General features: G+C 74.2%; 14 protein-coding genes. 8 read left to right on the top strand and 6 right to left on the bottom strand.

What is annotated here, in order from left to right; translation table 11 throughout:
* Positions 1-856: glucose-6-phosphate isomerase (locus GTR02_RS14250; RefSeq protein ID WP_476702878.1), on the bottom strand; the 856-nt coding region annotated here is incomplete at its 3' end.
* 83 nt (positions 857-939) lie between these two features.
* Here GTR02_RS14250 and GTR02_RS14245 point away from each other — a divergent pair.
* The 7 genes from GTR02_RS14245 (at position 940) to map (ending at position 8,252) form a co-directional block, all read left to right on the top strand.
* Positions 940-1,935, top strand: a complete 996-nt coding sequence (locus GTR02_RS14245; protein WP_166608155.1) for a bifunctional riboflavin kinase/FAD synthetase — start codon at positions 940-942, stop codon at positions 1,933-1,935.
* A gap of 89 nt (positions 1,936-2,024) precedes the next feature.
* The gene (gene rpsO, locus GTR02_RS14240) at positions 2,025-2,294 is read left to right on the top strand and encodes a 30S ribosomal protein S15 (protein ID WP_166608154.1); all 270 of its coding nucleotides are present in this window, start codon (positions 2,025-2,027) and stop codon (positions 2,292-2,294) included.
* A 238-nt stretch (positions 2,295-2,532) separates the two neighbouring features.
* Complete coding sequence (locus tag GTR02_RS14235; protein ID WP_166608153.1) at positions 2,533-4,779, top strand: polyribonucleotide nucleotidyltransferase; 2,247 nt, start codon at positions 2,533-2,535, stop codon at positions 4,777-4,779.
* A gap of 1 nt (position 4,780) precedes the next feature.
* On the top strand, positions 4,781-6,163 hold the full coding sequence (locus tag GTR02_RS14230) for a M16 family metallopeptidase (protein ID WP_166608152.1): 1,383 nt from the start codon (positions 4,781-4,783) through the stop codon (positions 6,161-6,163).
* 10 nt (positions 6,164-6,173) lie between these two features.
* A complete protein-coding gene (gene dapB, locus GTR02_RS14225; RefSeq protein ID WP_166608158.1) occupies positions 6,174-6,917 on the top strand; it encodes a 4-hydroxy-tetrahydrodipicolinate reductase in 744 nt (247 codons plus the stop codon).
* An 11-nt stretch (positions 6,918-6,928) separates the two neighbouring features.
* Positions 6,929-7,369 (top strand): hypothetical protein, encoded by a 441-nt coding sequence (locus tag GTR02_RS14220; RefSeq protein ID WP_240895724.1) that lies wholly within the window; start codon positions 6,929-6,931, stop codon positions 7,367-7,369.
* 91 nt (positions 7,370-7,460) lie between these two features.
* Positions 7,461-8,252 carry a type I methionyl aminopeptidase gene (gene map / locus GTR02_RS14215; protein ID WP_166608151.1) on the top strand — a complete coding sequence of 264 codons (792 nt, stop codon included), beginning with the start codon at positions 7,461-7,463 and terminating at the stop codon, positions 8,250-8,252.
* Positions 8,253-8,294: 42 nt separating this feature from the next.
* Here the strand turns inward: map and GTR02_RS14210 are convergent, their stop codons facing one another.
* Entirely contained in the window at positions 8,295-9,050 is a 756-nt protein-coding gene (locus GTR02_RS14210) for a beta-phosphoglucomutase family hydrolase (RefSeq protein ID WP_166608156.1), read from the bottom strand.
* Positions 9,051-9,171: 121 nt separating this feature from the next.
* Here GTR02_RS14210 and GTR02_RS14205 point away from each other — a divergent pair, with 121 nt between their 5' ends.
* A complete protein-coding gene (locus GTR02_RS14205; protein ID WP_166608150.1) occupies positions 9,172-9,522 on the top strand; it encodes a hypothetical protein in 351 nt (116 codons plus the stop codon).
* Positions 9,523-9,614: 92 nt separating this feature from the next.
* On the opposite strand, the gene GTR02_RS14200 is transcribed toward GTR02_RS14205, so the two are convergent.
* From GTR02_RS14200 to GTR02_RS14185, 4 genes are all read right to left on the bottom strand, one after another.
* Positions 9,615-10,832, bottom strand: a complete 1,218-nt coding sequence (locus tag GTR02_RS14200) for an alcohol dehydrogenase catalytic domain-containing protein (protein WP_166608149.1) — start codon at positions 10,830-10,832, stop codon at positions 9,615-9,617.
* Entirely contained in the window at positions 10,829-11,977 is a 1,149-nt protein-coding gene (locus GTR02_RS14195; protein WP_166608148.1) for an alcohol dehydrogenase catalytic domain-containing protein, read from the bottom strand. Before GTR02_RS14195 ends, GTR02_RS14200 begins: the two co-directional genes overlap by 4 nt.
* 26 nt (positions 11,978-12,003) lie before the next feature.
* Positions 12,004-12,417, bottom strand: a complete 414-nt coding sequence (locus GTR02_RS14190; RefSeq protein WP_205709273.1) for a pyridoxamine 5'-phosphate oxidase family protein — start codon at positions 12,415-12,417, stop codon at positions 12,004-12,006.
* 108 nt (positions 12,418-12,525) lie between these two features.
* Positions 12,526-12,813: a DUF2795 domain-containing protein gene (locus GTR02_RS14185; protein ID WP_166608146.1), complete on the bottom strand. Its 288-nt coding sequence runs from the start codon at positions 12,811-12,813 to the stop codon at positions 12,526-12,528.
* Between the last annotated feature and the right edge of the window lie 102 nt (positions 12,814-12,915).

Genomic DNA, 12,915 nt, shown 5'->3' with positions numbered 1-12,915 from the left:
CCCAGTCCCAGAACCCGAACGCGTTGGCCGGGTCGATGCCGAAGGCCTCGACCTTGTCCAGCGCCGTGGAGACCGCCACGAAGTGCTTGGCCACCGCGCCGCGGCGGGCCTCGTCGTCGTCGGCGAGGACCCCCGCCGCGGCGAGCCGCTCCCAGAGCCAGCTGCGGGCCAGGCGCGCGTTGGTCAGCGTCTCCAGCGTGCCGAACGTCTTGGACGCGACGATGAACAGCGTCGTCTCGGGGTCCAGCCCCGCGGTCTTCTGCGCCACGTCGGTCGGGTCGATGTTGGAGACGAAGCGGCACTCCAGGCCCGCCTGCACGTAGGGCTCCAGCGCCGCGTACGCCATGACGGGCCCGAGGTCGGACCCGCCGATGCCGATGTTCACCACGGTCGCGATGCGCTTGCCGGTCACGCCCGTCCAGGCGCCCGAGCGGACCTGGTCGGCGAAGGAGAACACCTCGGCCAGCTCCCGCTGCACGTCGGCGTCGACGTCCTGGCCGTCGACCACGAGCGGCGGCTGCGCGCCCGGCGGCCGGCGCAGCGCGGTGTGCAGCACGGCGCGGTCCTCGGTGGGGTTCACGTGCTCGCCCGCGAACATCGCCGCCAGGCGGCCGGCGACGCCGGTCTCCTCCGCGAGCTGCAGCAGCAGCGCGAGCGTCTCGTCCGTGACGAGGTTCTTCGACAGGTCCACGTGCAGGTCCGCCGCGTCGAAGGTGAGCCGCTGCGCCCGGTCCGGGTCGGCCGCGAACCAGCCCCGCAGGTCGGGCGCGGTCGCGGCGTGGTGGGCCTGCAGGGCCGCCCAGGCGCTCGTGGACGTGGGGTCGACGGGCGGTCCGCCGTTGCTGCTCGTGGTCACGTGTCCTCCTGCGGTCGGCTGCTGGAGCGACCGTAGCCAGCCCACCGCCGGACCGCGCGCGTGGCTGCTGGCACAGTGGGCGCGTGCAGCGGTGGGAAGGCCTGTCGGCCGTCGAGGCGGACTTCGGGCCCTCGGTCGTCACGATCGGCAACTTCGACGGGGTGCACCGGGGGCACGCGGCCGTGCTCGCCCGCGTGGTGGCCACGGCCCGCTCGCGCGGGGCGGCGGCCGTCGCGGTGACGTTCGACCCGCACCCGCTGCAGGTCCTCGACCCCGAGCGCGCCCCCGGGCTGCTGACGGGCGTCGACCACCGCCTGGAGCGCATGGAGGCCGCGGGTCTCGACGCGGTCCTCGTGATGCCCTTCACGACGGAGCTCGCGAGCTGGAGCCCCGAGCGGTTCGTGGTCGACGTCTTCGTGCGCGCCCTCGGCGCGCAGGTGGTCGTCGTGGGTCACGACGTCCGCTTCGGGCGGCGGAACTCGGGCGACCTGGCCACCATGCGCGAGCTCGGGGCGCGGCACGGCTTCGAGGTGGCGGTCCTGGAGGACCTGGGCGACCCGAGCGACGGCAGCCCGCGGTGGTCCTCCACCGCCGTGCGCGACGCCCTCGCGGCGGGGGACGCCGAGCGCGCCGCCGCGGTCCTGGGCCACCTGCACCGCGTGACCGCGACCGTCGTGCACGGCGACCACCGGGGCCGCGAGCTGGGCTACCCCACGGCGAACCTGTCCACGGTCGCGGGCGAGACGGAGGGCCTCGTGCCCGCCGACGGCGTGTACGCGGGCTGGGTCGTGCGCGCCGAGGGCACGCCGCAGGAGGACCGGATGCCGTCGGCGATCTCGGTGGGCAGCAACCCGACCTTCGACGGCCTCGAGCGCCGCGTGGAGGCGTACTGCATCGACCGGACCGGGCTCGACCTCTACGGGGAGCGGGTGGCCGTGGAGTTCGTGCGGCGGCTGCGCCCGACGCTGCGCTTCGACGGCGTCGACGCGCTCGTCGTGCAGATGGGCCGGGACGTGGACGAGGCCCGCCGCCTCCTCGCGGGGGCCGGGCGGTCGGGCCTGTCCGTGCCCGGCTGGTAGCCTGGCGTCGCCGTACTAGCGGCCGCGGATCCAGAGCGCCCGGGTGGATCAGCCCCGAGGCACCGCGCAACGACGGACCAGGAGAGCTCGTGCCCCTCGACGCTGAAGTCAAGAAGAAGATCATGACCGAGTACGCCACCAGCGAAGGCGACACCGGCTCCCCCGAGGTCCAGGTGGCGATGCTGACGCAGCGCATCCGCGACCTCACGGAGCACCTCAAGGTGCACCAGCACGACCACCACAGCCGTCGTGGGCTGCTGCTGCTCGTCGGCCAGCGCCGGCGCCTGCTGCAGTACATGGCCAAGAAGGACATCAACCGCTACCGCTCGATGATCGAGCGGCTCGGCATCCGCCGCTGACGCGACGCAGGGGTGGTCCCGCACCGGGACCACCCCTGCTGCCGTTGGCGCCACCGCGGCCGCACACGCGGCCGTGAGACACCAGGAGCGACCGCAGCGTCGTGCCGGTCCTCGGTAGTGGCCCCCGGACGCCGACGACGTCGGCTCCCGTGGGCCTCGATCGAAGGCCGGATCGGGGCCCGTGCGACAGCACGGTCCCGAGACGCGCAGTCCTCCGAGCACCACAGAGGAGGAACCCGTGGAGGGTCCTGAGATCACCGCCGCCGAAGCCGTCATCGACAACGGCACGTTCGGCACCCGCACCATCCGCTTCGAGACGGGCCGCCTGGCCAAGCAGGCCGCCGGCTCCGCCGCCGTCTACCTCGACGGCGAGTCCTTCCTGCTGAGCGCGACCACCGCCGGCAAGTCCCCGAAGGACCAGTTCGACTTCTTCCCCCTGACGGTGGACGTCGAGGAGCGCAGCTACGCCGCCGGCAAGATCCCCGGCTCGTTCTTCCGCCGCGAGGGCCGCCCGTCCACCGAGGCGATCCTCACGTGCCGCCTCATCGACCGCCCGCTGCGCCCGAGCTTCGTCAAGGGCCTGCGCAACGAGGTCCAGGTCGTCGTCTCTGTCATGGCGCTGCACCCCGACGACGCCTACGACGTCGTGGCCATCAACGCCGCGTCGCTGTCGACCCAGCTCTCGGGCCTGCCGTTCTCCGGCCCCATCGGCGGCGTGCGCATCGCGCTGATCGAGGGCCAGTGGGTCGCCTTCCCGCGCTACTCCGAGCTCGAGCGCGCCGTCTTCGACATGGTCGTCGCCGGCCGCGTCGTCACCGCCGCGGACGGGTCGCAGGACGTCGCGATCATGATGGTCGAGGCCGAGGCGACCGAGGGCTCCTGGACCCTCATCAAGGAGCAGGGCCAGACCGCCCCGACCGAGGAGGTCGTGGCCGCGGGCCTCGAGGCGGCCAAGCCGTTCATCGCCGAGCTCGTGCGCGCGCAGGCCGAGGTGGCCGCCACCGCCGCCAAGCCGACCGCCGCGTTCCCCACGTTCCCGGACTACGCCGACGACGCGTACCAGGCCGTGTTCGACGCGACGTCGGCCGACCTGACCGCCGCGCTGCAGATCTCCGGCAAGCAGGAGCGCGAGTCCCGCATCGACGAGATCAAGGACGCTGTGAAGGCGTCGCTGGCCGAGTCGTTCGCCGGGCGCGAGAAGGAGGTCTCCGCGGCCTACCGCTCGGTGCAGAAGAGCCTCATCCGCCAGCGCGTGCTGACGGACGGCGTCCGCATCGACGGCCGCGGCCTGGCCGACATCCGGACGCTGTCCGCCGAGGTCGAGGTCCTGCCCCGCGTGCACGGCTCGGCGCTGTTCGAGCGCGGCGAGACCCAGATCCTCGGGGTCACCACGCTGAACATGCTCCGCATGGAGCAGCAGCTGGACACGCTGTCGCCCGTGACGCGCAAGCGGTACATGCACAACTACAACTTCCCGCCGTACTCCACCGGTGAGACCGGCCGCGTGGGTTCGCCCAAGCGCCGCGAGATCGGCCACGGCGCCCTCGCCGAGCGCGCCCTGGTCCCGGTCCTGCCGGCCCGCGAGGAGTTCCCCTACGCGATCCGCCAGGTCTCCGAGGCGCTGGGCTCCAACGGGTCCACCTCGATGGGCTCGGTCTGCGCGTCCACCCTGTCGCTGCTGAACGCCGGGGTTCCGCTGCGCGCGCCCGTCGCCGGCATCGCCATGGGCCTCATCTCCGACACCGTCGACGGCGAGACCCGCTACGCGGCGCTGACCGACATCCTCGGGGCCGAGGACGCCTTCGGCGACATGGACTTCAAGGTCGCCGGCACCAAGGAGTTCGTCACCGCGATCCAGCTCGACACCAAGCTCGACGGCATCCCCGCCTCGGTGCTGGCCGGTGCGCTGACCCAGGCCCGCGACGCGCGGCTGCACATCCTCGACGTCATGGCCGAGGCCATCGACGCCCCGGACGAGATGTCGCCGACCGCGCCGCGGATCATCACGGTCAAGGTCCCCGTGGACAAGATCGGCGAGGTCATCGGGCCGAAGGGCAAGATGATCAACCAGATCCAGGAGGACACCGGCGCCGACATCTCCATCGAGGACGACGGCACGGTGTTCATCGGGGCCGTCGACGGCCCCTCGGCGGAGGCGGCCCGCGCGGCCGTCAACGCCATCGCCAACCCGACGATGCCCGAGGTCGGCGAGCGCTACCTCGGCACCGTCGTGAAGACGACGACCTTCGGCGCGTTCGTCTCGCTGCTGCCCGGCAAGGACGGCCTGCTGCACATCTCGCAGCTGCGCAAGCTCTCGGGCGGCAAGCGCGTCGACAACGTCGAGGACGTCGTCGCGGTGGGCCAGAAGGTCCAGGTCGAGATCGCCGAGATCGACCCCCGCGGCAAGCTCTCGCTGATCCCGGTCGTCGCCGAGGAGGCCGCGGACGCCGCGGTCGCCCCCGAGGCCGAGCCGGCCGACGCCTGAGGTGTCGGCCGCGCATCACGGCCCGTCCGGCGCCCCGGTCGAGCTGCCCGTCGTGGCAGCCGGCCGGGAGCCGCTGACGACGACGCTGTCCGAGCAGGACGGTGCGGTGGTCCGCCGCACCGTCCTGCCCTCGGGCGCCCGCGTCCTCACCGAGGCCATGCCCGGCCAGCGCTCGGCCACGGTCGGGTGCTGGGTGGGCGTCGGCTCCCGCGACGAGGACCGCGGCCACTTCGGCTCGACGCACTTCCTCGAGCACCTGCTGTTCAAGGGCACCGAGCGCCGCGACGCCATGGACATCGCCACGGCGTTCGACGCCGTCGGCGGTGAGGCGAACGCCGCCACCGGCAAGGAGCACACGACCTACTACGCGCGGGTGCTCGACGCCGACCTGCCGATGGCGATCGACGTGGTGACCGACATGGTGACCTCGGCGGTGCTCGACGAGGACGACTTCACGAGCGAGCGCGAGGTCATCCTCGAAGAGCTCGCGATGAACGACGACGACCCCGCCGACGTGGCCCACGAGCGGTTCGCCGAGCTCGTGCTCGGCGCGCACCCCCTCGGGCGCCCCATCGGCGGGACCCCCGACACGATCCGCGCCGTGGGGCGCGGGGACGTGTGGGAGCACTACCGCGAGCACTACCGGCCCTCGACGCTGGTCTTCACGGCCGCGGGCGGGCTCGACCACGACGAGGTCGTCGACCTCGTGCAGGCCGAGCTGTCCCGCGCCGCAGGGGATCTCGGCGAGGCGGCGCCCGCGCCGCGGCGCACCGGCGGAGTCCCCACCGGGGGGCTGGAGCGCGGTCAGGCCCTGGTGGTCGAGCGCAGCACCGAGCAGGCGCACGTGCTGCTCGGCATGACGGGCATCACGGCCACCGACGAGCGGCGGTTCCAGCTCTCGGTGCTCAACGCGGTGCTCGGCGGCGGCATGAGCAGCCGGCTGTTCCAGGAGGTCCGCGAGAAGCGGGGCCTGGCGTACTCGGTCTACTCGTTCAACGCCAACTACGCCGACTCCGGCTACGTCGGGCTGTACGCCGGCTGCTCGCCCGCGAAGGCGGGGCAGGTGGCCGAGCTGATGCTGGCTGAACTGGTGAAGCTCGCGCAGGACGGCCTGGGCGCCGAGGAGCTGCAGCGCGGCATCGGTCAGCTCGCCGGCGGCCTGGTCCTCGGCCTGGAGGACTCGGGTTCGCGCATGAACCGGCTCGGCAAGTCCGAGCTGGTCCACGGGCAGTTCCTCGACGTCGACGGTGTCCTGCAGCGGGTCCGGTCGGTCACGGCGGAGGAGGTGCGCGCCCTCGCGGGGGAGCTGCTCTCCCGGCCGCGCTCGGTCGCCGTGGTGGGCCCGTTCGCCGACGACAGCCAGTTCACCGGCGTCCTGCAGTGACGACCGGTTCCTGGTGACGACGAGGGTCGCGGTCGTCGGCGCGCGGGGCCGCATGGGCGCGCAGGCGTGCCGTGCGGTCTCCGCCGCCGACGACCTCGACCTCGTCGCCGAGATCGGCCGGGGCGACGGCCTCGACGCCGCGCTCGGCGCGGACGTCCTGGTCGACCTCACGGTCCCGGGGTCCGTGCTCGCGAACGTCGAGTGGGCGCTGGCGCACGGCCTGCACGTCGTCACGGGCACCACCGGCTGGACCGACGAGCGCCTCGCGCAGGTGCACGGGTGGCAGGCCGCCGCCCCCCACCTCGGGGTCCTCGTCGCCACGAACTTCGGCCTCGGCGCCGTGCTCGTCATGCAGTTCGCGCGGCAGGCGGCGAAGTACTTCGAGTCCGTCGAGGTCGTCGAGCTGCACCACCCCGGCAAGGTCGACGCGCCCTCCGGCTCCGCGATCCGCACGGCGCAGCTCATCGCCGCCGCGCGCGCCGAGGCCGGGATGGGCCCGTCGCCGGACGCCACCGAGCAGGAGCTGCCCGGCGCCCGCGGGGCGGTCGTGGACGGGGTGCACGTGCACGCCGTGCGGATGCGGGGGATGACCGCGCACCAGGAGGTCGTCCTGGGCGGCCCGGGGGAGACCCTGACCCTGCGCGACGACACCTACGACCGCGCGGCCTACATGCCGGGCCTGCTGCTGGGCGTCCGGACCGTCGTGGGCCGCCCGGGCGTCACGGTCGGCCTCGAGCACTACCTCGACCTCTGAGCAGGAGCCCCGTGCGCACCAAGGTCGTCATCGTCGTCTCGTGCCTCGCGCTGGCGTTCTACTTCGTCCTGCTGGGCCGCCTCGGCGTCGGGCTCATCGGCACGGGCGAGTGGGCGGGCGTCTCGCTGGGCGTCGCCCTCGTGCTGCTGCCGCTCGTGGGGGCCTGGGCCGTCTGGCGCGAGCTCGCGTTCGGCCGGGCCACCGAGCGCCTCGGCCGCGAGCTGGCCGAAGCGGGACAGCTGCCCGTCGACGACCTGGACCGCACGGCGTCGGGACGCGTGGACCGGGCGGCCGGCAGCGCGATGTACGAGCGCTGCCGCGCCGAGGTCGAGGCCTCGCCCGAGGACGCGGGCGCGTGGTTCCGGCTCGCGATCGCCTACGACGCCGCGGGCGACCGTCGGCGGGGCCGAGCCGCCGCGCGGCACGCCGTGCGCCTGCGCGCCGGCCGCTGAGACGCCGGCCGCCGAGACGCCCGCCGCTGAGACGCCTGCCGCCACACTCGTCCCGGACGGTCACGACCGTCCTCGTCACCGGAGGTGCCGGATGATCGAGATCATGAGCCCCGCGGAGCTGGCCCGGGCCCGCGAGACGGGCGCGCTCGTCGGGCGCATCCTGCAGACGCTCCGCGCCCGCTGCGAGGTCGGCACGAACCTGCTCGACGTCGACCGCTGGGCGCGGGAGATGATCGAGGCGGCCGGGGCGCAGTCCTGCTACGTCGACTACGCGCCGTCCTTCGGCCGCGGCCCCTTCGGCCACCACATCTGCACCTCGGTCAACGACGCCGTGCTGCACGGGCTGCCGCACGACCGCGACCTCGCCGACGGCGACCTGCTCACGCTCGACCTCGCGGTGTCCCTCGGCGGGGTCGTCGCGGACTCCGCCACGAGCTTCAACATCGGCGGCGCCGCACCGGCCGAGGACGCCGACCTGATCGCGGCGACCGAGCGGGCCCTCGCCGCGGGCATCGCGGCGGTGCGGCCCGGCGCGCGGCTCGGGGACGTCTCGCACGCGATCGGCACGGTCCTCGGCGAGGCGGGGTACCGCGTCAACACCCAGTTCGGGGGCCACGGGGTCGGCTCGACCATGCACCAGGACCCGCACGTCGCGAACTCCGGCCGGCCCGGCCGCGGCTACCGGCTGCAGCCCGGGCTGCTGCTGGCCCTGGAGCCGTGGGTGATGGCGGACACCGACGAGCTCGTCACCGACCCCGACGGCTGGACGCTGCGCAGCGCGACGGGCTGCCGCACGGCCCACAGCGAGCACACGATCGCCGTCACCGAGGACGGCGCCGACGTCCTGACCCTCGTGGGGCCGCAGGCCGCCCGGTCCTCCTGACCGGTGGGCCGGAGCCGGCCGCGAGGTCGGCCGCGGTGGGCGTCACGGGGTGTCCAGCAGCTCCGCGAGGTCCGCGACGACGACGTCGGCGCCGTGCTCGCGCAGGGCGTCGGCGTGCCCGAGGCGGTCGACCCCGACGACGACGCCGAAGGCGCCGGTGCGCCCCGCCTCGACGCCCGCGAGCGCGTCCTCGAAGACCGCCGCCTGGCCGGGCGCGACGCCCAGCGCCTCGGCGCCGGCCAGGAACGTGTGGGGCGCGGGCTTGCCGGCCAGGCCGCGCTCGCGCAGGGTGACGCCGTCGATCCTCGCCTCGACGAGCTCGGCCAGGCCCGTGACCTCGAGCACCTGGCGGGTGTTGGCGCTGGAGGAGACCACGGCCCGGCGCAGCCCCGCGTCCCGCGCGGCCAGGAGGAAGCGGCGGGAGCCCTCGTAGACGTCGACGCCGTCGGTGCGGATGCGCTCGGCGAGGTCGGCGTTCTTGCGGTTGCCGAGCCCCGCGACGGTCGCGGCGTCCCACGGCTGGTCGGGCGGGTCCTGCGGCGAGCCCTCGGGCAGCTCGATGCCGCGGCTGGCCAGGAAGTCGCGGACCCCCGCGGCCCGGGGCTTGCCGTCGACGTGGGCGGCGTAGTCCGCGGCGGGGTCGAAGGGCACGAACGGCTCACCCGTCGCCTCGGCGCGGGCGGCGAGGTAGGCGTCGAAGGTGGCCGTCCAGGCGGCGTCGTGCACGGCGGCCGTGTCGGTCAGCACCCCGTCCAGGTCGAACAGGCAGGCGGTCACGCCGTCCGGCAGTCCCAGCACCACGCGCGTCGTCCTCTCGTCGGCGGACCCGGCCACCCGGGCTCAGACAGACCCTAGGAGCCGCCCCGGCGGCGCGCCCTCCGGCGGGCGTGGCGGGCCCCGGCGCGGGTAGGGAGCGGTCATGCCGACCTACCGCGTCAACACCGAGGCCCTCGAGCAGGCGCACCACCTCATCGACGAGGGCCGCTACGACGACAGCACCGGCTGGTCCGAGGCCGCGCCCTCCGCCGCGGACGGCAACGAGGAGCGGGACGACGACGGCTGGGACGGGTACGCCCGCTGGCACCTCGGCGTCGACCCGGACGCGTCCGAGCACACCAAGAAGCGCTACCACTTCCCCTACGGGGACTTCACCCGGGTGAACCGGTCGGCGCTGATCCACGCCAAGCAGCGCGCGTCGCAGAACGACCACCCCGAGGTGCAGCAGGCGGCGGACGAGCTGCTCCAGCACCTCGACCGCGTCCGCTCCTGACGCTCCTCGACACGACGCTCCTCGACACGAAGCGACACGACGCGACGCGGCCCGGTCCCGCGGGGACCGGGCCGCGTCGTGCGGGGCGTGCGTCAGCGGGCGCCGTCGAGGACGGTCTTGACCCAGCCCGCCTCGCGGCGGTCGAAGTGCCGGTAGGCGTCGAGGGCGTCCTGCGCGACGGGGGCGTGCTGCGTGATCACCGTGGCGGGGTCCACGACCCCGGCGGCCACGAGGTCGAGCAGCTGCGGCACGTAGCGGCGGTGCTCGCAGTTGCCCATCTTCAGGACGAGGTTCTTGTTCATCGCCTGCCCGAGGGGGAAGCTGGACATCGTCGGCGGGTACACCCCGATGATGCCGACCGTCCCCGCCTTCGCGACGGCCTGCACGTACCACTGCGCGGCCTGCGACGGCGCGTCGCCCGGCCGCCACGTCCCGTCCTGCTCGTTCGTCTCGGGCGCGTTGCCGGCGACCTCCGCGGCGAACTGCTCCGCCGACTGCGCCGACGCCTCGGCCGCCGGCCCCTCCTTCGGGCGTTCCGCGTCGACCCCCACCGCGTCGATGACGCGGTCGGGCCCGGCGCCGCCGGTGAGGTCCCGCAGGACCGTGACGGGGTCCTCGGCGTTGAAGTCGACGGTCTCGGCCCCCAGGCGGCGGGCGGCGTCGAGGCGGTCGGGGTGCCCGTCCACGACGAGCACCCGGCCCGCACCCTGCCGGAACGCGGACAGGACCGCGAACAGCCCCACGGGGCCGGCCCCGAACACGGCGACGGTGTCGCCGTCGCCCACCTCGGCGAGCTTCGCGCCGAACCAGGCGGTCGGGAAGACGTCGGACACCATGATCGCCTGATCGTCGGTGACGGCCTCGGGGACCCGGACGAGCCCGACGTGCGCGAACGGCACCCGCACGAACTCCGCCTGCATCCCGTCGAGCCCGCCCGCGGCCTCGGGGCCGCCGAAGAACACGGTGCCGGCCGTCTTGCCGCCGGGGTTCGCGACGTCGCACTGGGAGTAGTACCCGGCGCGGCAGTAGGAGCACGACCCGCAGGCGACGGTCGAGGGCACCACCACGCGGTCGCCCGGTGCGAGGTTGCGCACCCCGGGGCCGACCTCCTCGACGATCCCGACGGCCTCGTGGCCGAGGACCGTCCCCTCCCGCATGCCGCTCATGGTGCCGCGCACGAAGTGCAGGTCGGTGCCGCAGATGGCGCTCGTGGTGATCCGCACGACGGCGTCGAAGGGGTCCCGCACCGTCGGGTCGGGGACCTCGTCGAGGCGGATGTCGCCGACGCCGTGCCAGACGACGGCCTTCACGACGCCGCCCCGGGGTGCAGCAGGACCTTCGTCCAGCCGTCCTCGCGGGCGTCGAACTTCGCGTACCCCTCGGGCGCCTGTCCCAGCGGCAGTTCGTGGGAGACGATGAACCCGGGCCGCGCCCGGCCCGCGACGATGAGGTCGCGCAGCTGGCGGTTGTAGCGCATGACGGGCGCCTGGCCGGTGCCCATCGACTGACCCTTGGTGAAGAACGTGCCGTAGTCGAAGCCGATCCGTCCCTCCTTCGCGCCCTCGTCGGCAGCGCCCGGGTCCGAGGGCATGTAGACCCCCACCACGCCGATCCCGCCCGTGGTCCGGACGACCTTCACGAGGTTGTCCAGCACGAGTTCCGGGTGCTCGTCGCCCGCCGGGTCGTGCGCCTGGTAGCCGACGGCCTCCACGCCGCGGTCGGTGCCGCGCCCCTGCGTCTGCTCCATGATCTGCTCGACGGGGTCGCCTGCGGAGAAGTCGACGGGAGTGGCGCCGATGCTCGCGGCCAGCGCGAGCCGGTCGGCCTCCTTGTCGACCACGAACACCCGCGCCGCCCCCTTGAGCAGCGCGCTGTGCGCGGCCATGAGGCCGACGGGGCCCGCGCCGAACACCGCGACGTCGTCGCCGGGGACCATGCCCGAGAGCTCCACGCCGTGCCAGCCCGTGGGGAAGATGTCCGACAGCATCGTGAAGTCGTTCTCGTGCTCGGTGCCCGCGGGGAGTTCCAGCAGGTTGACGTCGGCGAACGGGACCCGCAGGAACTCGGCCTGCCCGCCGTCGTAGGGACCCATGTTGGCGTAGCCGTACGCGGCGCCGTCCATGCCCTCGATCGGGTTGACGCGCGTGCAGAACGACGTCCAGCCGTGCAGGCAGTTGCGGCAGGTGCCGCACGCGATGTTGAACGGGACCGACACCCGGTCGCCGACCTCCAGGCGCGTCACGGCGTCGCCCACGGCCTCGACGACGCCCATGTTCTCGTGCCCGAGGACCTTGCCCTCCTCGACCGTGCTGCGGCCCTCGTACATGTGCAGGTCCGACCCGCAGATGTTCGTCGTGGTGATCCGGACGACGGCGTCGGTGGGGTTCTCGACGCGGGCGTCGGGGACGTCCTCGACGGTCACGGTGCGCGGGCCTCGGTAGACGACAGCCTTCACTGGTGCTCCTCCTGGGGGGTGGTCGGTCAGCCGGGGATCGTCTGGCGCTCGGGCACGACGGACACCGTGACCCGTTCGATCTCGATCTTCTCCGGCGGGTAGGGCTGGCCCTCGTACTCCTGCGACAGCTCGTCGATGCGGTCGCGCGCGGCCTGGCCGCGCTCCACGTCGCCGAGCCGCCCGCTGACCTCGGCGTAGCGGTAGGGGTCCTGCTCGTCGCGGATGGCCGGCGTCACCCGCGCGTCGCGCTCGAGGTCCGCGAACTCCTGGCGGTGCACCTCGGTGTTCACGTGCGGCCGGTCACCGTCGACCCCGACCCGGATGTGCTGCGTCTGGATCCGGCCGCTCGGCAGCAGCGTGGAGATCGCGGCGTGGTCGGCGCCGCTCGCGAGTTCCCGCGTGGTGCGGTGGAGGTCGGGTCCGTCCTGGGTGTCGGCCACGGGGTCTCGAGTACCCCTCCCGCCCACGACCATGCGCGGCCCGGCGGCCGTCGGGCGTTCCGGCGCAGCCGTGGCCGACCGCCGCGCTCGTCCGCGGGTCGGGTCGGGTCAGGCGTCCGTCGGGTCGGGCGGGACCTCGCGCTCGCCCGCCGCGAGGTGCGACGTCGACTGCCGGCGTGCCCGCTCGGCGGCCGTGCGCGCGTCGGTGGGTTCCGCGGTGGGCAGGGCGCGGGCGACCTCCGCGGAGTTCGCGTAGTCGTCCGGCGGGACGGCGCGCAACGCCTTCAGGACGTCCTCGTCGGCTCCCGCGGCGCGGGCCCCCGCGAGGAGGTCGTCCTTGCCGGCGGGGTAGTGGACGTCGCCCAGGCGCCGCAGCACCTCGTCTGTGGTGGCCATGCCCCGGGCGTACCCGCGGCCCCGCCGATCACACCTGAGGGTGGGGCAGGAGGAGGCGCCCCTGCGGCGTGGGGCGGACCCCCGCCGCGTCACCCGTCGCCG

The organism is Kineococcus siccus (assembly GCF_009906795.1).
Lineage (GTDB): Bacteria > Actinomycetota > Actinomycetes > Actinomycetales > Kineococcaceae > Kineococcus > Kineococcus siccus.
Note: the sequence above shows the minus strand (reverse complement) of the source record. Positions and strands in the feature narration are given on the sequence as shown.

Bases quoted from the DNA above. Each gene is read 5' to 3' on its own strand.
- map (WP_166608151.1), top strand. From the start codon at position 7,461: ATGATCGAGATCATGAGCCCCGCGGAGCTGGCCCGGGCCCGCGAGACG.
- GTR02_RS14205 (WP_166608150.1), top strand. From the start codon at position 9,172: ATGCCGACCTACCGCGTCAACACCGAGGCCCTCGAGCAGGCGCACCAC.
- GTR02_RS14185 (WP_166608146.1), bottom strand. From the start codon at position 12,813: ATGGCCACCACAGACGAGGTGCTGCGGCGCCTGGGCGACGTCCACTAC.